Raw genomic sequence first — 23,875 nt, 5'->3', positions numbered from 1 at the left:
CACCCAGAGAGGTAAACTGACATGACTGAGACACGACACGACACTTCGGCGCCCGGCGGCCTGAACCGGCGCACCTTCCTTCAACTCGGGGCAGGGGTGGGGCTCGTCCTGACGCTGCCCGCGGGCCGTGCCTTCGCGCAAGGCGCCGATACGCTGACGGTCGCGATTCCGGCCGACCTCGGCGGTTGGGACCAGGATTTTCTCGCCTTCGACACCATCGGCCTCGCCGTGATGAAGAACACCTATCCCTACATGATCGACTACCCGGTCATGGATCTGGAAGGGGGGCAGGTCTTTGAAACCGAAGGCGTTCTGCCGCTTTATGCCGAAAGCTTCGAGCCGAACGAAGACGGGACGGTCTGGACGCTCAAACTCAAGCAGGGGATCAAGTTCCCCTCGGGCAACGAACTGACCGCCGCGGATGTGAAATGGTCCAAGGACCGCGCCTTCGCCGCACAGGCCAACGTCGCCGGTATCTACCGCATTCTCGGTCTGACCGAGCCGGATCAGGTGAAAGTCGTCGACGACTACACCGTCGAGTTCACCCAAGGCACCGCCTCGGCCATGTCGACGCAGATTCAGATCATCTCGCTTTACGTCTACGACAGCGAGCTTCTGAAATCCCATGCGACGGACGAAGACCCGTGGGCCAAGGAATGGGCCAACGTGAACCCGATCGACGGCGGCGCCTACAACGTGACCGAATATCGTCCGGGCGAGGAAATCGTGCTCGAGGCCAACCCGGAATTCCCCGGCGAAGCACCGGGCGTGAAGACCATCCGGTTGCAGGTCATCCCGTCCGCCGCCAACCGCCGTCTTCTGCTCCAGAACGGCGACGTGGACGTGGCGCTCGCGCTGCCGCTGCGCGACGTGATGGACATGTCCGAAGCCGAGGGCGTCAAGCTGCTGTCGGCCCCGAACAACCAGCTTGTCTTCGTGCCGATGAACACCACCATCACGCCCTTCGACAATCCGGCGGTGCGCAAGGCGATGGCCAAGGCGGTGCCTTATGATGCGCTCATCAAGTCGGTCTATTTCGACGAGGCGCGCCGCGTGAAAAGCGTTCTGCCGCTGGAAATGCCGGGTTATTCGGAGGCGGGCTACCCCTTCGACACCGATTTCGAGGCCGCCAAATCCGAGCTGGCCGAAGCGGGCTTTCCGGACGGGTTCGAAACCTCGATCGTCATCGTGTCCGGCGACACCGAAGCCGAGCGGATCGCAGTCCTGCTTCAGAACGCCTTCGGTCAGGTCGGCGTCACGCTGAACATCGAAAACGTCGATCCGGCCACCATGCAGACCCGTCGTCAGGAGAAATCCGCGCCGCTTCAGGTCGCCGCAGGACAGTTCTGGGTCAATGACTTCGAATACCTCGGGGCCACGGCGCTCAGCCCGACGGGCTTCCTCAACTACGCCAACTACAACAGCGAGAGAATTGCCGAACTGCTCGGCTCGCTGGCCGGTGTTCTGGACGAAGAAACGCGGATGGGCATCATCGACGAAGTGCAATCGGTTCTGGCCGAAGACGTGCCGTGGCTGGTGTTGGCGCAGCCGAACTTCATGCTGCCGGTGACGGAAGGCGTCGAAGGCTGGGTGCAGCCCGTCGATGGTCTGTTCCGCCTGCGTTACCTGACGGCCTGATCCAGACCCATGCGCGTCGCCGCTTACGTCCTGAAAAGGCTTCTGTTGCTGATCCCGGTTCTCATCGGGGTCAGTCTGATCGCCTTTTTCCTGATCCGCCTGCTCCCGGGCGATCCGGTGCTTCTGATCGTCCCCGAAACGGCGACCGAGGCGGACATTGCGGCGGCGCGTGAACGGCTGGGTTTGGACCAGCCGATCCTGACGCAGTATCTGAGCTACGTCGGCGGCGCGCTGACGGGGGATTTCGGGACGTCGATCACCACGAACCGCTCGATCTCCGCCGATCTGGCGCAGCGCATCCCGCTTACGCTTGAGCTTCTGATCTACTCCATGGCCGTGGCGCTGGTGCTCGCCGTGATCGGCGGCGTGGCGGCGGCACGGCACTGGCACAAACTGCCTGACAAGGTGCTGCGGTTCGCCGCGCTCTTTGGCAACTCGGTGCCGGAGTTCTGGCTCGGCCTCATGCTCATTCTGCTCTTCTACCAAGGGCTGCACGTCGCCCCGCCGCCGTCGGGCCGCGTAGATATGGACCTCGCCGTCCCTACGCACACAGGCTTTATCCTGATCGACACGCTGATCGCCGGGAACGGAAAGGCGTTTCTGTCGGCACTGCATCACCTGATGCTCCCGGTCGCCACGCTCGCGATCACGGTGACCGCGCCGCTGCTGCGCTCTGTCCGCGCCTCGGCGCTCGAGGTGCTGGCGAGCGACAATTACCGCTGCGCCGCTGCCCACGGGCTTGCCCCCCGCGTTCTGCGCCAACGCTACCTGATGCGCCAGACGCTGACCCGGCTGCCCGCCCTGTCGGCCATCGTCTTCGGCAACCTTCTGGGCGGGTCCGTCCTGATCGAATACGTCTTCTCGTGGCAGGGGCTTGGGCAATGGGCGCTGCGCGGCATGCAGGTGCGCGACTACCCGGTCATTCAGGCCTTCGTCCTCGTCGCCGCGACCACCTACGTCCTCATCTTCCTGCTGGCCGATGTCATTCAGGCCGCGCTCGATCCGCGGGTGAAGATGTGAGCGCGATCCTCGCCCTCCCGCGCCGGATCGTCCGGCTGCCGTCCATGGTCCTCGTGGGTCTCACGATCCTTACGCTGGTCGCGTTCGCCGCCGTCTTTGCCCCGTGGCTCACCGGCTGGGGGCCCGAGGAGATGGACATGATGTATTTCCTCGAAGGTCCGATGCCCGGTCACTGGCTCGGCACCGATGCGAACGGCATGGACGTGCTGAGCCGAATCCTGCACGGCGCGCGCATCGATCTTGGCGTGGCGATCGCCGCCGTCGCCATCGCCGTGACGCTCGGCACGCTCGTCGGCCTGATCTTCGGATATGCGGGCGGCTGGGTCGATCACGTCGGAATGCGCGTGCTCGACATGTTTCAGGCGTTCCCCGTGTTCATCCTCGCCCTTGCCGTCGCCGCGATCCTTGGCAATTCGATGATCAACCTGATCCTGACCATCGGCTTCATCAATGCGCCGCCCTATGCGCGCCTGATCCGGGCCGAGGTGCTGTCCCTGCGCAACCGCACCTTCGTCGAAGCCGCCGAGGCGGCGGGCAATTCGCATATCTCGATGCTGTTTCGGCACCTCCTGCCGAACGCGCTGACCCCGATCCTCGTCATCGCGCCGCTCAACTGTGGCTGGGCGATCCTGATGCTGGCCTCGCTGTCCTTCGTCGGCCTCGGCGTCCCGGTGCCGGGGGCGGAATGGGGCGCGATGATTTCGGCGGGCGCGGCGGACATCGTCGGCGGGCGCTGGTGGACCGCGACCTTCCCGGGCATCGCCCTGTTCATCACCGTGCTGGGCTTCAACCTTGTCGGCGAGGGCTTGCAGGAACAGGGCGTGAAACGATGAACACGCTTCTGGATATCCGCGACCTCGCCGTGACCATCCCGACAGCCGATGCCGAAGTGCAGGCGCTGCGCGGCGTGTCGCTGTCGCTGGCGCAGAACGAAGTCGTCGGCATCGTCGGCGAAAGCGGCGGCGGCAAGTCGATGATCGCGCGGGCGGTGACGCATATGCTGCCGGGGGCCGCGCGGATGACCGGCGGGATCGAACTGGACGGGCGCGACGTGACCACGCTCACCGGCGCGGCCTTGCAAGCCTTTCGCGGCGGCGACGTGGCGCTTTGCTTCCAATCCCCACGCTCGGCCCTCAGCCCCACGCGCACCGTGGGCAAGCAGATGGCCGACCGCTTTCGCGCCCATGCCCCCGGCGGCGACCTGCGCGCCCGAGCGGTCGAGGCGTTCAAGGCTGTCGGTCTGCGCGAGCCTGAGCGCCAGATCGACCGCTTCCCGCACGAACTGTCGGGCGGCATGTGCCAGCGCGTGATGATCGCGCTTGCGCTCGCCTGTTCGCCGCGCGTGCTGATCGCGGACGAGCCGACCACGGGGCTGGACGTCACCCTGACCGGAGAAATCCTCGACCTGATCGCAGCGCAGGCGCGGGATGGACGCGGGGTTCTCATCATCTCCCACGACATCGCGGCGCTGTCGAAAGTCTGCGACCGGCTGATCGTCATCGAAGCGGGCCGGATCGTCGAGGATGGTCCCACGCAGACGGTGATCCACGCTCCGAAAAGCAACTACACTCGCCGCCTGATCGACGCGGTGCCGGACATCCGCCGGAAACGTGCCGTGACGGACGAAAAGCGCGGCGAAACCCTGATGGTTCTGTCCGAAGTCGGCGTGACCTATCAGGGCCGGTTCGGGCGCAATCGCAAACCGGCGCTGGCTGGTGTGAACCTTGAAATCCGCAAGGGCGACACCATCGCTATCGTGGGTGAGAGCGGCTCGGGCAAATCCACCCTATCGCGCACCATCATGGGAATGCTGAAGCCGACTACGGGCCGCGTCGATTTTCGCGGCACCGACATCGCGCGGCTGTCCTTCGGGCGGAAACGTGGCCTGCGCCGGCATATGCAGATGGTCTGTCAAGACCCGCTGGATGCGCTCAATCCGCGCATGAGTGTCGAGGATATCGTCTCCGACCCTCTGCGCCTTGTCGAACGCGACGCCATGCGGCGGTCGGCGCTGATCGACCGCGCCCTGACGGAAGTGGGTTTGGACCCGTCCTTCCGCACCCGCCTGCCGCACGAATTATCCGGGGGGCAGGCGCAGCGCGTAGGTCTGGCCCGTGCGCTCGCCATCGACCCGGACCTCGTGGTGCTGGACGAACCGACATCGGCGCTGGACGTCACCGTGCAGGCTCAGATCCTGACGTTGATCCGCCGTCTGACCGAACGGCGCGACCGGGCCTATGTGATGGTGTCCCATGACCTCGCCACCGTGCGCGCGCTTTGCGACCGGGTGGTCGTGGTCGACGCCGGACGCATCGTCGAGGACGGCCCGACCGAACAGATTTTCACCGATCCGAAATCCCCCAAGACGCGGGCGCTGCTGGACGCCGCGCCGCATCTTGCCGATAGACCAAAGGAAGACGCATGAGCACTGACTACCGGATCGCCGTCGACATTGGCGGCACCTTCGTGGACGCGGTCGAACTGGACATGGCCACGGGTGCCTTCCGCTTCGAGAAGGCGCCGACCACGCCCGCCGCCCCTGCCGAGGGCGTGCTGGACGCCGTTGGCCGCCTGCGCGAAAGCCTGTCGGACGTGTCGATGTTCATCCACGGCACCACGCTGGGCCTGAACGCCGTGTTGGAGCGGCGCGGGGCCAAGACCGGGATCATCACGAACGACGGGTTCCGCGACATCTTCCTCGTGGGCCGGGGCAACGTGCCGGACGCCCATATGTATGACTTCCAATACCAGCGGCCCGAAAGCCTTGTCCCCCGTCGCCGGATTGCCGGTGTCGTCGGGCGGCTCGACTACAAGGGGCGCGAGATTACGCCATTGGACGAGGATGGCGTGCGCGAAGCCGCGCGGCTTCTGGTCCAGGATCACGGGGTCGAGGCCATCGCGGTCGCCTATCTCTTTTCCTTCCGCAACCCGGCGCATGAACAGCGGTCCGCCGAAATCATCCGGGCGATGTATCCGCAGGTGAAAGTCTCGGTCTCGTCCGACATCACCCGCGAGCACCGCGAATATGAGCGCACGTCCACAACCGTGCTCGACGCCTACATCCGCCCGATTTTCGAACGCTACATCGACGAGCTGCGCGCGGCGCTGAGCACCCGCGACTTCGAAGGTCGGTTCGCGATCATGCGTTCCGGCGGCGGGGCGATGTCGGCGCAGGCCGCCAAGACCTCGCCCACGCAGACGGTGCTGTCCGGCCCGGCGGGCGGGCTGGTCGGCGGCGCGCTGATCGCGGAAATCCTTGAGCGGCCCGACCTCGTGACCTTCGACGTGGGCGGCACGTCGCTCGACGTGTGCCTGATCGAAGGCGCGGTGCCGCAGATCGCGCATGAGGCCGCGCTTGAGAACCTGCCGCTCCTCATTCCGACCTATGACATCCGCACAATCGGTGCGGGCGGCGGGTCAATCGCTGCGATGGAGGCTGGGCTGCTCAAGGTCGGGCCGCGGTCCGCCTCCGCCGTTCCGGGGCCGATCTGCTACCGGCGCGGCGGGACCGAGCCGACTGTGACCGACGCGGCGCTGGTGCTGGGCTATATGGACCCCGAAAGCTTTCTGGGTGGCCGCATGACCCTTGACGCGGACGGCGCGCGTGAGGGCATCGAAGCGCAGATCGCCGGGCCGCTGGGGCTGGACGCAACGCAGGCCGCCGCGCGGATCTATGACGTGATGGTCGCCAAGAACATCGGGGCCGTGCGGCAGTTGACCGTGGAACGGGGCCGCGACCCCGCCGATTTCTCGCTGCTGGCCTTCGGCGGCGCTGGCCCGCTCATCGCGCCGCTCGTCGCGCGTGAGATGGGGTTGGCCGAATGCATCGTGCCGTTGCTGCCCTCGGGCTTCTCGGCCTGGGGGATGCTGGGGGCCGACATTGTCGACGATTTCGCCCAGACCGACCTGACCGTGCTGGGGCAGGGCGACCTGTCCACCGTTGCCGATAAGTTCGCGCAGATGGAGGCGGAAGCCGCAGCCTCGCTCGAAGCGCAGGGCGTGGGCGCGGGCGACGCGCTGATGGAGCGTCAACTGGAGCTTCGCTATCTGGGCCAAGAACACGCGCTGACCCTCACGGTCGGGGCCACGCTGGACGAGGCCGACCTGACCGCCCGTTTCGCGGACGCCCACCGCGCACTCTACGGTCACGCGATGGAAAGCCCGGTGCAGGTGCTGACGACCCGCGTGCGCGGGATCGGGCGGACCCGCAAGCCGACGATGGTCAAGGCCGACGCGCCCGCGACGTCCCCCGCGATGCCCGCCCCGACCGCCACGCGCCCGGCCTACTGCTTCGCCCGGCGCGAAATGGTCGATTTCGCGGTCTACGCGCGCGACACGCTCCCGGCCTTCGCGGCCTTCCACGGCCCCGCGCTGGTGGACGAAGGCACCTCCGTCACCGTCATCCACTCGGATCAGGCGGTCGAGGTGAACGCCTACGGCCACCTCGTCATCACGCAGGAAGGAGACGCGGCATGACCACGGTAGACGGCGCTTTCACCGAGATCGTCCAGAGCTACCTTTCGGCTGCGGCGAACGAGATGAAGGCCACGCTTGTGCGCACCAGCTTCAACCCGGTGATCTACGAGGTGCTGGACTTCGGGATCAGTGTCTATGACGACAAGCTCGACCTGATCGCGGAAGCGCCGGGGCTGACGTTCTTCCTTGGCGCGAACGATTACGCGGTTCGCCGGGTGCTGGACTACTACGGGCGCGAGAACCTGAAAGAGGGCGATGTCCTGATCTCGAACTACCCCTACTGGAACGGGGCGCACGCGGCGGATGCAACGCTCATGGCCCCAGTGTTCGACGAGCATGGCAAGCTGTTTTCCGTCATGCTGATCCGGGCGCACTGGATGGACCTTGGGGCAAAAGACCCCGGATACGTGCTGGATTCCACCGACATGCACCAGGAGGGGCTGGTGTTCCCCGGCACCAAGGTCTTCTCGGACGGCAAGCCCGTGCAGGAGATCATCGAGCTTATCAAGTTCAACAGCCGGATGCCCGAGCACGTGCTGGGCGACCTGAACGCTCAGGTTGCAGCGCTGCGCACGGGCGAGCGGCGGCTGCACGAGATCCTCAAGAAATTCGGGCGCGCCGATCTGGAAGCCGCGATTGCCGCGATCCAGACCCACGGCGAGACGATGACGGCGGAGGCGCTGAAATCGCTGCCAAAGGGAAGCTGGAGCGCCGAGGACATTCTGGACGACGACGGGATCGGGGACAATCCGGTGCCGATGAAGGTCACGGTCACGATCACCGACGACGACTTTACGATCGACTTCGATGGCTCGTCGGGTGCGGCCAAGGGGCCGATCAACATGCCTTTCGGCGCGACGCAGGCGATCTGCAAGACGGTGTTCAAATCGCTGACCACGCCGCACCACGTCTCGAACGCGGGCCAGATGCGCGCGCTCAAGGTCAAGGCCGAGGAAGGCACGCTGTTCCACGCGAAATACCCCGCGCCGACCTATACGCTCTGGACCGGGATCGTCGCGCTGGAGCTTGTGTTCAAGGCCATTGCCAAGGCGATCCCGGATCGGCTGGCCGCCTCGTCCGGCGGCGACGTGCCCGGCTTCATGATGATCGGCACGCACCCGGACACGGGCCAGATGTTCGCGATCTCGAACAACGAAGCCTGCGGTTGGGGCGCAAGTCCAGATCACGACGGGGCAAGCGGGCTTTTGCACCTGTCCGAGGCCATCGTGCGCACCACCCCGCTCGAGGTGATGGAGACCAAGACAACCATGCTCATGGAGCGGGTGGAACTGACCCCCGACAGCGGCGGGGCGGGGACGCATCGCGGCGGCGCTGGCGTGACACGGGTGATCCGGTTCCTGGATGACGGCGAATTCCTGACCGTTGTGAAAAAGACGAAAAGCCCGCCATGGGCGCTGAATGGCGGGGTGCAGCCTGCGGCGAACCGCGTGACGCTGTTCCCCGGCACCGACCGCGAACGCGACGTGTCCACCCAACGCACGCCGGTCAAGGCGGGCGACCGTATCCGGGTCATGTCGGCGGGCGGCGGCGGTCATGGCGACCCTGCTGGACGTTCCCGCGAGGCCATCGCGGCAGACATTGCCGAGGGCTACGTGACCCTTGCAGCGGCCAAGCGTGACTATGGGTATGAGCCGGATGCCTGATCCCGCCCGCGATATCGACGGGGCCGAGGTGGAAATCCTGCGCGCCCGCCTTGGCTCGGTCGCCGAGGAGATGCGCACGACGCTCAAGCGCACCGCGTTCTCCCCGGTGATCTACGAGGTGCTCGACTTCGGGATCAGCGTCTATGACGCGAACCTCGACCTGATCGCGGAAGCGCCGGGGCTGGCGCGGTTCCTTGGTGCCAACGATTTCGCCGTGCCGACCGTGATCCGCCACGTCGGCGCGGACACGCTGAACCCCGGCGACGTCGTGGTCGCGAATTATCCTTACTGGAACGCCGCCCACGTCTCGGACGTCAGCCTGATCGCGCCGGTCTTCGTGCCGGGGCGCGATGCGCCCTTCGCCTATCTTTGCGTGCGGGCGCACTGGATCGACATGGGGGCCAAGGACGCGGGCTACGTGCTCGACTCGACGGACATGCATCAGGAGGGGCTGATCCTTCCGGGGCTGAAACTGGTCAAGGGCGGCGTGCCCGACCGGGAATTGTTCGAGCTGATCCGCTTCAACAGCCGGATGCCGGACGTGCTTATGGGCGATATCGAGGCGCAGCTTGGCGCGTTGAAGGTGGGCGAGCGGCGGCTCGTCGCACTGGTGGGCAACTTCGGCGTGGACCGGGTCGAGGCCGGGATCGCCAAACTCATCGCCTATGGCGAAGACGTGGCGCGCCGGGCGCTTGCCGATCTGCCGGAAGGTGAGTGGGAGGCTGAGGACTGGATGGAGGGCGACGGGATCACCGACGACCCGATCCTGATGAAGGTTCGCGTCACGCACCGGAACGGTCGCATGACCATGGATTTCTCCGGCTCCGCGCCGACCGCCAAAGGCCCCGTGAACCTGCCGCTCGGGTCCACGATGGCCACGGCCAAGGTGGCGTTCAAGGCGCTGACCTCGCCGGGAATGCCCACCAACGCGGGCCACATGCGCCCGCTCGATGTGATCGCGGAACCGGGCACGATCTTTCACGCCGAATACCCCGCGCCGACCTATACCCAGTGGACCGGGCTAATCGCGCTGGAACTGATCTACGCCGCGCTTGCCAAGGGGATGCCGGACCGCGTTCAGGCGTCCTCTGGCGGCGACGTGCCGGGGTTCATGATGATCGGCACGCACCCGGACACCGGCCAGCCGTTCGCGCTGTCCAACAACGAAGGCGTCGGCTGGGGCGCGACGGCGACCCATGACGGCAAGGTGGCGGGCAGCCACCTGACCCAGACCGTCGTGCGCAACACGCCTGTCGAGATCATGGAGACGCGCACAGCGATGCGCGTCGAACGGCTGGAACTGCGTGCGCGCAGCTTTGGCGACGGCGAGTATCGTGGCGGGCCGGGGATCACCCGCGACATCACCTTCACCGCGCCGGGCGAATTCCTGTCGATTGCCAAAAAGACGCTGACTCGGCCCTGGGGCCTGAATGGCGGGGGCGAGCCGGAGCCGACCCGTTTCACCTATTTCCCCGGCACGGACCGCGAGAGGCGCATCGGCACATGGCGCACGCGCGTCGAACCCGGCGACCGGGTGCGGGTCGAGACGGCGGGGGGCGCGGGTTATGGCGATGCCGCCCGGCGCGACCCGGAAGCCGACGCTGCCGACCGTGCCGACGGACTGACGGAGGAGACCGTATGACAGACGATACATTCGAACTTTACGACCTGCGCGTCGAAGTCGTCCGCTCCGGCCCCGGCCAAATCTATTGCGGGCAGGAAGGCGACTATTTCGAACTGCGCGGCGAGATGCTGCATCTGCCCGAGGGACAGGGGTTCTCGATCTACTCCCTGTCCGCCGTCCTGCCGCTGCTCGCCGCCAAGCAACGCGAAACCCACCCGAACGACTGGATGAGCACGGATGCCGCCTGTGCCTGTCCCGACCCGAATTGCCCGACCCGGCTGCGCATCACCCGGATCGGAAAACGCACATTCAGCCATGCCGCGACGACCGCCGTGCCGCTGACCGAGACCGAGGAGTGAACATGAGTGACATGGAACGCGCCGAGATGGGCGATGGATATTCGATCAGCCGCCTCATCAAGGGCGGCTGGCATCTGGCAGGCGGCCACGGAAGGATCGACGAGGCGCAGGCCGTGCGCGAGATGTATGCCTACATGGACGCCAGGATCACCGCCTTCGATTGCGCCGACATCTATACCGGTGTCGAAGACCTGATCGGCGCGTTCCGCCGTGATGCCAAGGCGAACGGGCGGACCGACCTGCTGGACAGGCTCAAGGTCCATACCAAATGCGTGCCGGACCTCGACAAGCTCGCCACCATTCGCAAGGCGGATGTGGAGACGACCATCGACCGCTCGCTTCGCCGTCTGGATGCCGAGCGGCTCGATCTCGTGCAGTTTCATTGGTGGGATCTGGACGTGCCGCGTTACCTCGAAGTGGCCTCGTGGCTGTCCGAGATGCAGGCGGCGGGCAAGATCGACCGGCTTGGCACCACGAACTACAACACGGACTGCATGATCGCGCTGGACGGTGCCGGGTTCGACATGACTTCGATCCAGCTTCAGTACTCGTTGATCGACCGCCGCCCGCGGAAACGCATGGTCGATTTCTGTGCCGCCAAGGGCATCAACCTCTTGTGCTACGGCACCGTCGCGGGCGGGTTCCTTTCGGACAAATGGCTTGGCGTGGACGAGCCGACCGGGGCGCTCGAAAACCGTTCGCTCACCAAATACAAGCTCATCATCGAGGACATCGGCGGGTGGGACGTGTTCCAGTCGCTTCTGCGCCTGCTGCGCGACATCGCGGACAAGCACGACACCGACATCGCCTCCATCGCGATGCGCGCCATGCTGCTGGAGCCGCAAGTGACGGCGATCATCGTGGGCGTGCGCCATGACGGCCACCTCGGCCGCCACGCGCGCGTGTTCGACATCGCGCTCGACGACGACGATCTCGCCCGGATCGAGGCCGAGCTCGACCGTCACGACGTGGTCGATGGCGACGTCTACGACGTCGAGCGCGACCGAGACGGCCGCCATGGCCGGATCATGAAATACAATCTGAACGAGGCCTGACATGACCCTTTCGATCAGCGGCAACATCCCGCAGGGGCGCATCAACGTGATCGACGCCTCGGACTCGTCCAACATCCGGCTGTCTCTGCCGAAAGACCCCGGAACCCCGTTCTTCGCGTGGTATAATTTCCGCGTCTCCGGCGCGCGCGGCGTGCCGCTGACCTTCGTGTTCGAGGACATCGGCGCGAGCGTGGCGAACCGCATGGACAACCGCGACGATGTGGAGGACGCCTGGACCAACACCGGCCCGCTGGTCAGCGAGGATGGCGAGACCTGGTTTCGCGTGCCTGCCGTTTCGGATGGCGAGACATGGACATTCAGCTACACGCCCAAGGGCGACCTCGTCACCTTCGCCGAGTTTCCGCCCTTCGGCCCCGAACGCGATCAGGCGCTGACCTACCGGGCGCTCAAAGACCCCGATGTGCGGCTCGAGGTGATCGGACAGTCGGTGCAGGGCCGCCCCATCGACCTCCTGACCTTCGGCACGCCCGGCCCCGACAAGCCGAACCTCTGGATCACCACGCGCCAGCACCCGTCCGAGACGCAGGGCGGGTTCTTCCTTGAGGGCCTGTTCGACCGTCTGCTCGACCCCTATGACGCCGCCGCACGGGTGCTGCGGGAACAAGCGGTGCTCTACATCGTGCCGAATGCGAACCCCGACGGAAACGCGCTTGGGCTGTCGCGGGCCAATGCGGCGGGCGCGAACCTCAACCGGGAATGGGAAAGCCCGGACCCCGAACGCGCCCCGGAAGTGGTGGCGATCCGTGAGCAGATGCTTGCACGCGGTCTGGATTTCTTCCTCGACGGTCATTCCGACAACGAGTTGCGCTGCAATTTCATCTGGCCGTCGGAGAATGTTCCGACATGGACGCCCGACCGTTGGGACATCTTCCGGACTTTCGAGACGGCGCTGGACGCGGCATCGCCCGACTATGAAACCGGCCACCCCTATCCGGGCGGTGCGGCGCCTGCCGTGGCCGATCTGGGCATGGCATGGAACTGGGTCGGCGCGGCGTTCCCCAAATCCCTTTCGGTTCTCTTGGAACAAGCCACGAAGGATACCACCTTGCACCCGATGGCGGGGCAGGGGTGGCTCCCGCAACGGGCGCGCGGACTGGGGCGCGATATCGTGCCCGCTTTGCTGGCTGTCGTCCCGCATCTCAGCCGGCAAGGACGCGCAGAACCCTACTGACCGGACCGCTATGACCCCTGCGGATTTGCGCGGTTCATCGGATTGGCGGTGATCCTGCGCGCAACAGTCCGTTTTCATCTTGGGCAGCCCTGCGGCCACCCTGTTCCAGGACACGTCGAAACCGCTTTATTTCAAGGCCGCCATCGCCCCAAGTCCGGGCAGTCGGCACGCACAACCGGCAGGCGACGTTCGCCGGATGTTCGACCCGCGCGGCCATTTCTTGCGAGCCCGCAAGGCAACACCCAGCGGCGTCAAATTCACGCTTGATTTCAAAATCTTGCGTCGCGCGCCGCCCGATCGGCTCGCGTCGGAGTTCGAAATCGAACGGGCCGTCGCGCCCGCCCGGCCGGACGCGCGAGTGTTGACTCGCCAATCGGTTCTAGCGCAGCGTGAAGGCGAACCACGAGGAATCGCTAAGTATTTTGACGGCGGCCACCCGGACAGGGCGGCTCTCGTGGTGGTCTCTCTGTGGCTCATGACTTGATTGATTGCGGTCCGGTCCGCGCATGTCGCGCGACCCGGGAAAACGAATTTCAGGAGGTATGGCGGCCATGCTGCAACTCAAACATCCGGGCGTCTACACTCAGGAACTGCCAAGCGGCGTGCGGCCCATCACGGGCGCGTCCACCTCGGTCGCGCTGTTCGTCGGCCCCACGGTGACCGGGATCGACAACAGGCCGATCCGTATCTTCAGCTTCGCGGATTTCGAGCGCGCGTTCGGGGGCCTCAGCCAGACCTCGAACCTGTCCTATTCCGTGCTCCACTTCTTCGCCAACGGCGGGTCCGAGGCCTACGTCCTGCGGGTGCCGCCGGAGGGGGCCGTCGCGGCCTCAAGCGGGTTCAAACGGGCGGATACGGACACCCAGACCTCTCTCACCGTCACCGCCCTGTCCTCCGGCGCGGCCTCGAACGAGATTTTCGTGGCTTTCGACGCCTTCGGGATCGAAGCCGACCCCTTCGGCGAAGACGGGGATGCCAAGCGGTTCAACATGACGATCACCGACCGGGCCACCGGGCGCGTCGAACGATTTGGCGACATCTCGACCTCGTCGTCTTCGGCCCGCTTCGCACCGCTCGTGGTGAACGACGCGGGCCTCGGCTCGCAAATCGTCAGCGTCGAGGTGAACGGGATCGACAATGCAGCGCCCGAAACGACCGGGTCGGTCTATGCGATCGGGACCGCCCCGACCCCGGGCACGTTCGGTGCGGACGTCAGGGTCAAGCTGTCGGTCACCTTCCCGAAAGCCGACGGCACCCCTGATCCGGCGGCCTCGATCGACGGGCACGAAATCACGGTGTTTCTTTCGGGCAAGGCCCAGCCCGCCACGCCACTGGAACTCGCCAAGAAACTGACCGCCGCCATCGCCGGAGCGATTGCCGAGGACGAACCCCTCAAGGCGAAAATGGGCGACTACGCGGTGGTCGCGATGGCGGAGGAGGGCGGCGCGTTCCTGCGCCTGATGCTGAGTGCCCCGGTCGGCTCGGCCACGCAGGCCCGGCGCACGGATGGGACCGTCACCCTTTCCGCGCCGACATCCGGCACCAACCTGATCGCGACCTACGGGCTCGACGCCAAGACCGAAGGTCCGTCGCGCTACCAACTCGGCGCGAAATACCCGGCGGCCCATGTGAATGTGAGCGGGCTGGTTCCCGGCGCGACCGGGCAAAGCCACGGGCAGCCGACGTCGGACGACTTCAAGTCCGCGATCACGGCGTTGGAGGAGCCCGACCCGTTCTTCAACATCCTCTGCCTGCCCGACATCGTGCGACCTAGCCCGGGCGACCCCAACGCGCCGCAGCATTCCAACTACGGCGCGGTCTATGGCGAGGCCGCGCGCATCTGCGACAAGAAATTCGCCTTTCTCCTGATCGACCCGCCGCCCGACGTGACCACCTATGTGGGGGCCGAGGCCTGGAAAAGCGGGCGTTTCACTTTCGCTTCGGAACATGCGGCCGCCTATTTCCCGAACATCCGGGTGGATGAACCGCTCGTGCCCGGCAGCATCCGGACGCATCCGCCGTCGGGCGCGATTGCGGGGCTTTATGCCCGCACCGATGCGGAGGCGGGCGTCTGGCAGGCACCTGCCGGGACCAACGCGGTTCTGACCGGCGTCTACGGCCCGGCGGTGGACCTGTCCGACAGCCACCACGGCGTTCTCAACCCCGTCGGCCTGAACGTGATCCGCAAATTCCCGATCTACGGAACGGTCGCATTCGGGTCGCGCACAGTGGACGGCGCCGATGCGAAAGGGAGCGAATACAAATACATCCCCGTTCGGCGCACCGCGAATCATATCCTGCGCTCGCTGTCCGAGGGGCTGCGCTGGGCGGTCCATCAGCCCAACGGCGACGAATTGTGGTCGCAGATCCGGGTGAACGTGAATGCCTTCATGCAACGGCTGTTTCGCGCGGGCGCCTTCAAGGGCGTCACCGCGCAGGAGGCGTTCTTCGTGGCCTGCGACGCATCGACGACGCCGCAGAGCGACATCGACATTGGCATCGTCAACGTGGTGGTCGGGTTCGCGCCGCTGAAACCGGCGGAATTCGTCGTGATCTCACTTCAACAGATGGTCCAGGCAGCGGAATAAGGAGCGGACGGCATGGCACAATTTTCGGTAAACGCGCGGCGTCTCGACCCCTACAAGAACTTCAAGTTCCGCGTGAAATGGGATGGCGACTACGTCGCCGGGGTGTCCAAGGTTTCGACCCTGAAGCGGTCGACCGAGGTCATCAAGCACCGCTCCGGCGGCGATCCATCGACCTCGTTCAAGGCGCCCGGACGCACGGAGTATGAGCCGATCACGCTGGAACAGGGGGTCACCCATGACCGCCGGTTCGAAGCCTGGGCGAACAAGGTCTGGGCTTATGGCACCAAGCCGGGGGGCGAGGTGTCGCTGGATGATTTCCGAAAGGACATCATCATCGAACTGATGAACGAGGCGGGGCAGGTCGTCATGACCTACAACGTGTTCCGGGCCTGGGTTTCGGAATACGAGGCGTTGCCGGACCTGGACGCGAATGCGAACGCGGTGGCCATCGCGAAAATCAAGCTGGAGCATGAAGGGTGGGCGCGTGACCGCGCGGTGGTCGAGCCGAAGGAGCCGACCTTCGCAACGCCATGACCCGACGTGATCTGACTGCGGCCGATGTTCTGGACGCCTGGCGCATCGGCGATCCGGCCCCGCCCCATCTGCGTTTGGCGCGGTTGATGGCCGTGTTCGTGCCGGGCGACACGCTCAGGACCGACACGCTGGGCGCGCGCAACCAGCGCGTGATCCGGCTGGGCCGCGCCCTTCTGGGCGATGCGCTGGAGGCCCGTCTGACCTGCTTGTCCTGCGGGACCGAGATCGAATTCGCGGTTCCCGAGGACGCGATCTTGTCAGCCTCGGTGCCGCGCCCGGACACGGTCGTCGCGGTCACAGTCGACGGTCAGGTGCATCGGTTCCGTGTGCCGACCATGGCCGACCTCGATGCCGCAGGGGATGCGCTGGATCTGACCCGGCGCTGTGCGCTGGACGATACGCCGTTTCCCGAAACGGGTCTGCCCGCGCTGGAGGCGGCTTTCGCGTCCCACGATCCGGCGGGGGACATTCGCATCGACACGGCCTGTCCCGAATGCGGGGCCGAGACGGAGGCGAGCGTCGAACCGGCGGGCTTCGTCGCGGCTGGCATCGACCGGCTTTACCGCGCGCTCCTGACCGAAGTCGATTGTCTGGCGCGCGCCTATGGGTGGACCGAGGGCGAAGTCCTGTCGCTGCCAACCGACCGGCGGCGCGCCTATGTCGCCATTGTGACGGCCCGTGCGGCGCAGGCGCGGGTGCCGGGCCGGAGGGTTCTGGGGTGAGCGGGTATTTCAATGCATTGCGCCGTGCCGCGACAGGTCGGCCCGGCGACGCCGCGCCGCGCGTGCCGTCCCGGTTCGAAGGGGGCATCGACCGGGGTGGCCCCGACGGGATGCAGTTCACCGAGGAAGCGGACGAGGACATCGGCCCGGACGCGCCCGCGCCGCCTGCACTCAAGACGACGGCCGCCCACACGGTCGGGGAGGCTGGAAGCCAAGCCCCGCCGCAGACCTTTACGCATGAGCCAACCGACGAGATCGCGCCATCGGTTCAGGCAGCGGAGACGGTTGCAGCTCCGGTGTCCCCGCAGGCCGTCGAAACCGAAGTGGTGCCGCAGGAGGCGTCAGTTCCGACAAAGCCAGATCAGAATGAACATTGGTCCGCCTCCACGCCGCCAATGCCTGCGGCAGAGGCCGAAGCAGCACCGGAACCGGAAAGCCCGACCGAATCCGCACCCGCCGCGCAGGACGTTGCAAAACCGACCGAAGCCTCGGCTCCCCCGCGCGAAGAGCCGCACGCCCAAGACGAACCTACTCCGACCCACGAAACCGACGAGGGTGACCTGTTCACGGCCTTGCTCGAGCAGCTTGGAACGCTGTTCGTTCCCCCTGCTGCCGAGGGTGTCAGCCCAGCCCCTTCGCCGCTGGCCGAGGCGCAGGCGGCCCCCGAACCCGTCATCGTCGAAATCGGACAGATCGACATTCGCCTGACCGATCCCGCCGCGAAACCCGGACCCGCGCGGACCCCGCGCCCGACGACGCATTCCCCCGTCGCGCTCGACGATTACCTCGAGACTCGGGGGCGGCGATGAGCGTGCCTTTCGCCGTCCCCGCCACGACCTTCGTCTTGAAGGGGCTGATCGAAGCGCGGTTGAAAACGACCTATGGCAGCCATACGCCGCCGCCGGTCACGATCGCGCCGCCGCCCCGCCCGGCGGCCACCAATGCGGTGAACGGCACGACGCCCGCCGAAGCGGCGGGGCTGATCCTCTACCTATATCAGGCCGGACCGAATACCGCCTACCGCAACCAGTTCGAACCCCATGTGACCTCGCAGGGGGCACGGCGCGCCCCTTCGCCACTTGTCCTCGACCTCCACTACATGCTGGCGGCCACAGGATCGGGGCTGGAGCGTGAGGTGCTGCTCGGCACCGGCATGTTCGCGCTTCACAACGTCGGGATTTTGTCGCGCCCTCTGATCGCCTCGGTCCTTCATGGCGTTGCGGCCTCGGAGTCCGGCAGCTTCATGGATGGCCTTTACGCCGAGCCGCTCGACACGGCCGAAAGCCAGCCCGAGGAAATCTCGATCTCGCAGGAGCCGGTGGACGTGGATCAAGCCACCAAGCTCTGGTCTGCGCTTCAGTCCCCGCTTCGACCGTCCGCCTTCTACAGGGTTCAGGCGGTCTTCCTCGTGCCGGATGAGGCCTTTCCCGACCCCAACACCGTGGACGAGGTGAATATCGCAGTGGTGCCGGACCCGGTTCGGGCGGCACAGTGGGGCAAACAATGAGCGCCCTCGTGCCTCTCGCCGGGCGGCTGACTGCCGACGCGCTGGCCGCATCGACCAAGGGCGAAGCGCTTCCCGGTTTCGCGCCGCTCCATGCGGCATTGGAGGCGGGAGAGGGGGCGGCGCTGGCCGATCTTGCCGAGACCTTCGATCTTGCGCCGGGCGAACTGGAGCTCGTCGCCGTCCTTCTGGCCTGCGCGACATCGGCCCCGGTCGCGCGCGAGGTGGCTGAGGCCGCAGGCGGGTTGAGCGGTTGCCCGGTCTGGCTGGCCGGCGCGTTGATCGGGGATCTCGCGCCCGAGGCGCTTTCTGCCAGCCACGCGCTGCGCCGGTTCGAGATCGTCGAGTTGAGCGAGGGGGCGCGCGCGGCGGCGCGGCTGACGCTGGCTGACCCTGTGCTCGACCGGCTGATCGGCGCGCCTGTGCGCGACACGCTCATCGCGGCACGGATGTCTCCGGTCGGCGCAGGCCGGTCTGGGGGCGCATTGGCTGGCTTGCGGTCGTGTCTGTTGCGGCGCGGGCCGGATGGGATGCCGCCCGTGGTGCTCGCCGGAGTGATCGAGACCGGGCGGGTGGCCGATGGGCTTTCCGGGCTGGGTCTCGACCCCTGGGCCCTGTCGGCATCCGACATCCCCGACGATCCCGGCGCACGGGATCGGCTTGCGCGGGTTTGGAGCCGCGAGGCCGCGCTCGACCGTCGGGCGTTGATCGTGCAGGCGGGCGAAGGCGCGCGCGCCGGGCTGCAAGCCTTTTGCGACCGGATCGCGGGGCAGGTGGTCGTCACCGGGCCGGTTCATGCCGATGGGTTCACCCGTGCGGTGATGGTTCTGCCCGACAGCGCGCCGCGCCGGGCAGACGCGATGGTCTGGGCCGCCGCCCTCGGGCCAGAGCGGGCCGACCGGGTGGGATCGCGCGCCCTGGCCCGCGTGGCCGGGCATTTCGCGCTGGGCGATGCCGACATACGCACCGTGGTCGCGCGCGCGGCGGGCGAGATCGACGCGGCCCAAGGTGACGACGGCGCAGCGGCACGGCTCTGGCACCATTCGGCGCGGGCGCATCAGGTGCGGCCCCTTCCGGGCACATCGCTGCGCGAGCCGGTCTTTACTTGGGACGACATCGTGCTCCCCCGCCAGATCGAGGGCGAGATGCGCCGGATCACCGCCCATGTGCGCCATGCGACCGACGTGTTTGACGATTGGGGTTTCGGGCGCAGCATGGGGGGGCGCGGCCGGGGTGTCGCGGTTCTGTTCTCGGGCCTGTCGGGCACCGGCAAGACGATGGCCGCCGAGGTTCTGGCCAGCGCGCTCGACCTCAGGCTGATGGTGATCGACCTGAGCCAGATCATCTCGAAATACATCGGCGAGACCTCCAAGAACATTGCCGCCGCATTTGCCGAAGCCGAACGGAGCGGCGCGGTCATGGTCTGGGACGAGGGCGATTCCGTCTGGGGCGCACGCGGGCAGGTGGGGTCGGCCACGGACCGGCACGTGAACGCCGAGACGGGCGACCTTCTGGCCCGGATCGAGGCGTTTCAGGGCTTCACCGTGGTCACGACGAACATGCGCGAGTCCATCGACCCCGCGTTTCGTCGCCGTTTCAGGTTCGCGTTGGATTTCCCGCTGCCGTCGGCCACCGAACGGCTGACGCTGTGGCAAAAGGCGTTTCCCCCGGCCGCGCCGACCGCCCGGATCAACCTTCATGCGCTCGCCGACCTGCCGCTTTCGGGCGGGGCCATTCGCAATGTCGCGCTCAAATCGGCCTTCGCGGCGGCGGATCAGGGCGCGGCGATCACCGAAACCATGATCGAAGCGGAACTGGCGGCGGAACTGGCGAAAGAGGGCAAGCCCGCCCCGGTCATCCGCTGGGGGGATATCGTGCAATGAGCGACGCCCCCCTCACCATCCGCATCGGGCGACTGACCGTCCACGGCGCATCGGGCATCGTGACGCGGCGCGAGGCCGACCGCATCGCCGGGTGTCTGGCGCGCGATCTTGCTCCGGCGCTCTTGCAGGCGACGGCGGCGGGCCTGCCTCGTGACCCGGCGGTCGCTGCGGTGGCGGGCGCGGTGCGTTCGGCCCTGTCGCGCGCGGGCCTGACCCTGCCGGAGGGCGAGACATGAGCGGGCGGCGGATGGACCCGGTCGCGCGCCCCGTGCCGGCCAAGCCCCATGTGGCTCCCACCGAGGTCCGATCCGCGCCGCCGATGGCCGCATTCGCCCCGGCCCGCGCGGGCGGCGGGCAGACGATCGGTGCCGACCTGCGCGGACGGCTGGAGGCGGCGTTCGGACGGGATCTCGGGCATGTGCGCGTCCATGACGACGCGCGCGCCCATGATGCGGCGCGGGCCTTGGGCGCCAATGCCTTTGCGACCGGCTCGGACATCGTGTTCGGGGCCGGACGGTATCGCCCCGACACGCGCAGGGGCACGGCGCTGATCGCGCATGAGGTGGCGCATGTGGTGCAGCAGGCCAACCGTCCGCTCGCCAGCGGCGGGCCGACCCCGACAGATGGTGAAACACTGGCGCTCGAACAGGCCGCGGACGGCGCCGCCGCTGCCTTTGCCGCGGGGCGGCCCATGCCCCCGCTCGGCGCCGCGCACCCCGGCACGATCCAGCGCCAGCCGGAAGGTGAGGCCCCAGCGCCCATCACGGACAGCCCGGCAGCGCAGGCCCCCGTGCGTCTCCCGCCGGGGATGAAGGTGGTGCGCGACGTGCCTTTCGGCGATGGCCGTGACGAGCTGGTGGTGCAACTGGACAGCTTCGCCCTGCCGCTCGAAAAGGGCATCGGGCCTTGGGTCAAGGACGCGCACGACCTTGCGGGCGGCGCCGGGCGGCTGGTCTTCACGCCCCTTTTCAACGGCACCGATCCGGAGCGTGTTTCGGCCTTCAAGGAAGGCAGCGAGAAATACAAGAAGATCTGGCTGAACAACTTCGGCTTCTCCTCGGAAAAGGCGCTGTCCGACGCGTTTCTGAAGGCAGGCGAGAGCGATCCGGTGGTAGCGACCGCGCTGAAGGCCAAGGGGGTGGACAAGACGGTCAGGAACCTCGGCAAAGGGCTTGGAAAATCCGGCTGCGACATCGACCACATCGTCGAGAAGCAGATGGGCGGCACATCGGTTCCCTCGAACCTTCAGATCCTCGATGCGACCAAGAACCGGGAGTCCGGGAGCAATACGTTCAACAAGCTTTTGGAGGTCGTGGATGCGATCCGGGCGCCCGATATGCGCGGCAGCGAGGTGCGCAACATCCAGATCCGGCTTGGCCATGTGACCGTTCCCACGGGAACCGACGACCCGAGTTTCCATATCGAAGACATGCTGCGGGCGGGCCGGATCAATGGCACGATGCCCGAAATCGCGACCGCGGGCAGCCCTCTGGCTCTGGTGGCCGGGGGTGTGACCGAGGTGATCCGGGTGGCCGAAACCGGCGTCACGCCCATCGACAATTCCGCCAAGCGCCTGATCCCCGGTGTGCGGATCAAGTCCTACGAACGCGGGGCCGAGGGCGCATGGTCCAAATCGGACAAGGTCTCGGGGCATCTGGATTCACTCGCCAAGAAACGGTCGGGCGCGGACACGCCGGAAGTCGACCTGATCGCCGAGATTGCGACCGGACCGGTGCCCGACAGTGTCGCCGCAGGCGAGATGCGCAACCTCAGGCTGACGCCCGGCGCAAATGAAAAGATCGAGTTCTACTACCCCTATCTGTCGCCGGGATACCTGAGCTTCGCGCCGCTCGACGCGAAAGGCGGATTACAGGCTAAAGGAACGATCAAATCGACCGTGCCGATGCTGGGCGACATCGCCGTGGAATATTCGGCGACACAGGACGGTGGCGAGAAACTGGCGGTCGTCAGCGCTCTTGGGAAGGACGCGCTGACGGCGCCCGGCAAGCTCTTTCGCTTCACCCAGGGGGCGCTGGCACTGGACCTGATGCCGGAGTTCGTGCCGCGCGGGGCCATCGGGTTCGAGATCGGCCCTGCCGAAAACCCAATCGCGACCGGCAAGCTGGAGGCGGGCCTGATCGGTGGGGCGTTCAACGTGACCGGATCGCTGGTTCCCGCGATGGGGCTTCCGGGGATCGACGCCGCCGAAGGCAACGTAAGCTACACCTCGGGCGCGGGCTGGGCCGGATCGCTCAAGGCCAAATCGTCGAAGATCAGGGGCGCGCGCGTCGATGCCGAGATCGGGTTTCGGGAGGGCGATGGCGGCATCGCCGTCTTCGCCACCGGCGGTCTGAGTTTCGGGCTCGGCGGCGCGTCGGTCGACATGAAACTGGACTACGCGGACGAACGGCTGGTCTATTCCGGCGGCGCGACGGTCACCGACCCCGTGCCGCTCGTGAATTCGGTCGCCTTTCACGGCACCTATTCCGAGGGCGAGGTCGTCCTGACCGGAAACGCCGGGGTCGAGGTCCGGGGCGTGAATGCCGGGCTGGAAATGACCTATCGCCGCAAGGACGGCGAAGAGGGCGCGTTCAGCGGCATCGGCACGACCCAGGTCAAGGCGGGCAAGGCGACCGGGACGATCACCGTGACGCTGCACCCGGATGGCGTCATCTCGGGCACGGGGCTGATCGCCTATCAACTCAACGATCACCTCCGCCCCGAACTCGGCGTCGAACTGGAGCGCAGCGGTCGGGTGAAGCTGAAGGGCGGGGTGAGCGTGGACGACATTCCACTAAGCCCGGCGTGGCCCAAGGATGGCAAGGCGCTGAACACGCTGTTTGAGGCCGGGGTCGAGATGCCGTTTCCCCTGCCGCCACCCCTTACCTTCATCAACGCGACGGCGGGGATCAGCGGCGCGGTGCGCTTCGGCTACCAGCTAGGCCCCATCGCGTTGAAGGAGGTGACGTTCGAGGGATCGCTCTATCCCTTCGAGGCCGAGATGGAAGTCAAGGCAGCCTTGAGCGGCAAGATCACATTGCCGGGCTCTCTGAACCTCGAAGGCGTCGTCGAAGGGTCGATCGGGGCGGAACTTGCGAAGGGGGCCGTGGGGGTGAAGGGCAAGCTGGCGGTCGTGCCGGGACTGCATCTGAACCTCGATGCCTCCACGCCGTTTTTGGCCGATTACGACAAGGACGGGCTGGCCCTGTCCGTCGCCGCACAGGCGAAGCTGGCGATCACCGGAACCGTGGGGTTCGAAGCCGCGATCGAGGGCTATGCGGCCTACGGCCTGATGAGCCACGAGATCCGCGAGAAAATCGCGGAATACGGCCCGGTGAACATCGGGCCAGAATTGACGCTGCATCTGGGCACGCTGTCGCGGGCGAAGGACGGCACCATCACGCCGCCCAGCCTGTCCGAAATCCGCATCGATCCCGCCATCGACCCCAAGGCGTTCATGAAACAGTTCACCGCCGAAGGCACCGGCCAGAACAAGGTCACGGTCACCGAAAAGGTGCCGGATGCGACCGAACGGCTCAAGCGTGGGCTGGAAGAGGCGAAGGGCCGGGCGGTGGCCGGCCCCAGCGGCCTCGGCTTTTCGACGTTGGAGTAGCAG

Annotated in this window: 19 protein-coding genes; all 19 read left to right on the top strand. The window is 66.7% G+C overall.

The genetic code is table 11. The features are described from left to right. Positions 1-21: 21 nt before the first annotated feature. The 19 genes from RB2654_RS07155 to RB2654_RS22320 all read left to right on the top strand — a co-directional run bounded on the left by RB2654_RS07155 (position 22) and on the right by RB2654_RS22320 (position 23,872). Positions 22-1,638 carry an ABC transporter substrate-binding protein gene (locus RB2654_RS07155; protein WP_008330027.1) on the top strand — a complete coding sequence of 539 codons (1,617 nt, stop codon included), beginning with the start codon at positions 22-24 and terminating at the stop codon, positions 1,636-1,638. Between the two features lie 9 nt (positions 1,639-1,647). Further along, positions 1,648-2,658 (top strand): ABC transporter permease, encoded by a 1,011-nt coding sequence (locus RB2654_RS07150; RefSeq protein WP_008330026.1) that lies wholly within the window; start codon positions 1,648-1,650, stop codon positions 2,656-2,658. Continuing rightward, a complete protein-coding gene (locus RB2654_RS07145; RefSeq protein ID WP_008330025.1) occupies positions 2,655-3,491 on the top strand; it encodes an ABC transporter permease in 837 nt (278 codons plus the stop codon). Before RB2654_RS07150 ends, RB2654_RS07145 begins: the two co-directional genes overlap by 4 nt. Next, positions 3,488-5,083 carry a nickel ABC transporter ATP-binding protein NikE gene (nikE, locus tag RB2654_RS07140; protein ID WP_008330024.1) on the top strand — a complete coding sequence of 532 codons (1,596 nt, stop codon included), beginning with the start codon at positions 3,488-3,490 and terminating at the stop codon, positions 5,081-5,083. The genes RB2654_RS07145 and nikE overlap by 4 nt, the downstream gene beginning before the upstream one ends. Continuing rightward, positions 5,080-7,134, top strand: coding sequence for a hydantoinase/oxoprolinase family protein (locus RB2654_RS07135; protein ID WP_008330022.1), 2,055 nt, complete (start codon positions 5,080-5,082; stop codon positions 7,132-7,134). Before nikE ends, RB2654_RS07135 begins: the two co-directional genes overlap by 4 nt. Continuing rightward, on the top strand, positions 7,131-8,798 hold the full coding sequence (locus RB2654_RS07130; RefSeq protein ID WP_008330021.1) for a hydantoinase B/oxoprolinase family protein: 1,668 nt from the start codon (positions 7,131-7,133) through the stop codon (positions 8,796-8,798). The genes RB2654_RS07135 and RB2654_RS07130 overlap by 4 nt, the downstream gene beginning before the upstream one ends. Beyond that, positions 8,791-10,440: a hydantoinase B/oxoprolinase family protein gene (locus RB2654_RS07125; RefSeq protein WP_148912478.1), complete on the top strand. Its 1,650-nt coding sequence runs from the start codon at positions 8,791-8,793 to the stop codon at positions 10,438-10,440. The genes RB2654_RS07130 and RB2654_RS07125 overlap by 8 nt, the downstream gene beginning before the upstream one ends. Beyond that, on the top strand, positions 10,437-10,781 hold the full coding sequence (locus tag RB2654_RS07120; protein ID WP_008330019.1) for a TIGR04076 family protein: 345 nt from the start codon (positions 10,437-10,439) through the stop codon (positions 10,779-10,781). The genes RB2654_RS07125 and RB2654_RS07120 overlap by 4 nt, the downstream gene beginning before the upstream one ends. 2 nt (positions 10,782-10,783) lie before the next feature. Continuing rightward, the gene (locus tag RB2654_RS07115) at positions 10,784-11,836 is read left to right on the top strand and encodes an aldo/keto reductase (protein WP_202795873.1); all 1,053 of its coding nucleotides are present in this window, start codon (positions 10,784-10,786) and stop codon (positions 11,834-11,836) included. 1 nt (position 11,837) lies between these two features. Continuing rightward, positions 11,838-13,028 carry a M14 family metallopeptidase gene (locus RB2654_RS07110; protein WP_008330017.1) on the top strand — a complete coding sequence of 397 codons (1,191 nt, stop codon included), beginning with the start codon at positions 11,838-11,840 and terminating at the stop codon, positions 13,026-13,028. Positions 13,029-13,224: 196 nt separating this feature from the next. Next, entirely contained in the window at positions 13,225-13,512 is a 288-nt protein-coding gene (locus RB2654_RS07105; RefSeq protein ID WP_040884532.1) for a hypothetical protein, read from the top strand. Between the two features lie 67 nt (positions 13,513-13,579). After that, on the top strand, positions 13,580-15,616 hold the full coding sequence (locus tag RB2654_RS07100) for a phage tail sheath C-terminal domain-containing protein (RefSeq protein ID WP_161600681.1): 2,037 nt from the start codon (positions 13,580-13,582) through the stop codon (positions 15,614-15,616). A gap of 12 nt (positions 15,617-15,628) precedes the next feature. Continuing rightward, entirely contained in the window at positions 15,629-16,150 is a 522-nt protein-coding gene (locus RB2654_RS07095) for a phage tail protein (RefSeq protein ID WP_008330013.1), read from the top strand. After that, positions 16,147-16,872 (top strand): hypothetical protein, encoded by a 726-nt coding sequence (locus RB2654_RS07090; protein ID WP_008330011.1) that lies wholly within the window; start codon positions 16,147-16,149, stop codon positions 16,870-16,872. The genes RB2654_RS07095 and RB2654_RS07090 overlap by 4 nt, the downstream gene beginning before the upstream one ends. Continuing rightward, positions 16,869-17,681 (top strand): hypothetical protein, encoded by an 813-nt coding sequence (locus RB2654_RS07085; protein ID WP_040884529.1) that lies wholly within the window; start codon positions 16,869-16,871, stop codon positions 17,679-17,681. Before RB2654_RS07090 ends, RB2654_RS07085 begins: the two co-directional genes overlap by 4 nt. Beyond that, on the top strand, positions 17,678-18,379 hold the full coding sequence (locus RB2654_RS07080) for a Pvc16 family protein (protein ID WP_008330007.1): 702 nt from the start codon (positions 17,678-17,680) through the stop codon (positions 18,377-18,379). The genes RB2654_RS07085 and RB2654_RS07080 overlap by 4 nt, the downstream gene beginning before the upstream one ends. Next, positions 18,376-20,259 (top strand): ATP-binding protein, encoded by a 1,884-nt coding sequence (locus tag RB2654_RS07075; RefSeq protein WP_008330005.1) that lies wholly within the window; start codon positions 18,376-18,378, stop codon positions 20,257-20,259. Before RB2654_RS07080 ends, RB2654_RS07075 begins: the two co-directional genes overlap by 4 nt. Further along, positions 20,256-20,495: a hypothetical protein gene (locus RB2654_RS07070; RefSeq protein ID WP_008330003.1), complete on the top strand. Its 240-nt coding sequence runs from the start codon at positions 20,256-20,258 to the stop codon at positions 20,493-20,495. The genes RB2654_RS07075 and RB2654_RS07070 overlap by 4 nt, the downstream gene beginning before the upstream one ends. Next, a complete protein-coding gene (locus tag RB2654_RS22320) occupies positions 20,492-23,872 on the top strand; it encodes an eCIS core domain-containing protein (protein ID WP_008330000.1) in 3,381 nt (1,126 codons plus the stop codon). Before RB2654_RS07070 ends, RB2654_RS22320 begins: the two co-directional genes overlap by 4 nt. Positions 23,873-23,875: the final 3 nt, after the last annotated feature.

The sequence above is a fragment of the Maritimibacter alkaliphilus HTCC2654 genome, from assembly GCF_000152805.1.
In the GTDB taxonomy this organism is placed as follows: domain Bacteria; phylum Pseudomonadota; class Alphaproteobacteria; order Rhodobacterales; family Rhodobacteraceae; genus Maritimibacter; species Maritimibacter alkaliphilus.
The sequence above is the reverse complement of the archived record's forward strand: the minus strand, read 5'-3'. Positions and strand labels throughout refer to the sequence as shown.

Excerpts from the sequence above, each read along its gene's own strand:
- RB2654_RS07110 (WP_008330017.1), top strand. The coding sequence starts at position 11,838 with ATGACCCTTTCGATCAGCGGCAACATCCCGCAGGGGCGCATCAACGTG.
- RB2654_RS07135 (WP_008330022.1), top strand. The coding sequence starts at position 5,080 with ATGAGCACTGACTACCGGATCGCCGTCGACATTGGCGGCACCTTCGTG.
- RB2654_RS22320 (WP_008330000.1), top strand. The coding sequence starts at position 20,492 with ATGAGCGGGCGGCGGATGGACCCGGTCGCGCGCCCCGTGCCGGCCAAG.
- RB2654_RS07090 (WP_008330011.1), top strand. The coding sequence starts at position 16,147 with ATGACCCGACGTGATCTGACTGCGGCCGATGTTCTGGACGCCTGGCGC.
- RB2654_RS07125 (WP_148912478.1), top strand. The coding sequence starts at position 8,791 with ATGCCTGATCCCGCCCGCGATATCGACGGGGCCGAGGTGGAAATCCTG.
- RB2654_RS07075 (WP_008330005.1), top strand. The coding sequence starts at position 18,376 with ATGAGCGCCCTCGTGCCTCTCGCCGGGCGGCTGACTGCCGACGCGCTG.
- RB2654_RS07100 (WP_161600681.1), top strand. The coding sequence starts at position 13,580 with ATGCTGCAACTCAAACATCCGGGCGTCTACACTCAGGAACTGCCAAGC.
- RB2654_RS07150 (WP_008330026.1), top strand. The coding sequence starts at position 1,648 with ATGCGCGTCGCCGCTTACGTCCTGAAAAGGCTTCTGTTGCTGATCCCG.
- RB2654_RS07130 (WP_008330021.1), top strand. The coding sequence starts at position 7,131 with ATGACCACGGTAGACGGCGCTTTCACCGAGATCGTCCAGAGCTACCTT.
- RB2654_RS07095 (WP_008330013.1), top strand. The coding sequence starts at position 15,629 with ATGGCACAATTTTCGGTAAACGCGCGGCGTCTCGACCCCTACAAGAAC.
- RB2654_RS07105 (WP_040884532.1), top strand. The coding sequence starts at position 13,225 with ATGTTCGACCCGCGCGGCCATTTCTTGCGAGCCCGCAAGGCAACACCC.
- RB2654_RS07080 (WP_008330007.1), top strand. The coding sequence starts at position 17,678 with ATGAGCGTGCCTTTCGCCGTCCCCGCCACGACCTTCGTCTTGAAGGGG.
- RB2654_RS07120 (WP_008330019.1), top strand. The coding sequence starts at position 10,437 with ATGACAGACGATACATTCGAACTTTACGACCTGCGCGTCGAAGTCGTC.
- RB2654_RS07070 (WP_008330003.1), top strand. The coding sequence starts at position 20,256 with ATGAGCGACGCCCCCCTCACCATCCGCATCGGGCGACTGACCGTCCAC.
- nikE (WP_008330024.1), top strand. The coding sequence starts at position 3,488 with ATGAACACGCTTCTGGATATCCGCGACCTCGCCGTGACCATCCCGACA.
- RB2654_RS07155 (WP_008330027.1), top strand. The coding sequence starts at position 22 with ATGACTGAGACACGACACGACACTTCGGCGCCCGGCGGCCTGAACCGG.
- RB2654_RS07115 (WP_202795873.1), top strand. The coding sequence starts at position 10,784 with ATGAGTGACATGGAACGCGCCGAGATGGGCGATGGATATTCGATCAGC.